The organism is Aeromonas sobria, assembly GCF_050266975.1.
Taxonomy (GTDB): domain Bacteria; phylum Pseudomonadota; class Gammaproteobacteria; order Enterobacterales; family Aeromonadaceae; genus Aeromonas; species Aeromonas sobria_B.
Genome location: NZ_JBKISU010000160.1, coordinates 1 through 243, shown reverse-complemented (window position 1 = coordinate 243; position 243 = coordinate 1). Strand labels below are relative to the sequence as shown.

The following is a 243-nucleotide window of genomic DNA, read 5'->3' as shown; positions in this document are numbered from 1 at the left end:
CGTTGCTGATGACGTTGCCGTTCAGCACCAGGTTGTTCTCGCTCGCCGTGGCCGGGTTGCTGTCGTTCACCGCCGTCGGCACGTCGTCGACGATCTGCACGCTCAGGGTGTTCGAAGCCGAGTCACCATCGCTGTCTATCAGGCTCACCGCAAAGTTTTCAAACAGGCTGTTGTTGCCGTCAGCAGTGGGATGCGCTTCGTTGTCCAGCAAGCTGTAGCTGTAGCTCACCAGCCCGGTGCCCG

The 243-nt window shown here is 60.5% G+C and carries 1 protein-coding gene; it reads right to left on the bottom strand.

Features of this window, described 5'->3' with window-relative positions; genetic code table 11:
- On the bottom strand, positions 1-243 hold a 243-nt coding region (locus ACLHZ1_RS20920; protein WP_427263572.1), incomplete at both ends, for a hypothetical protein.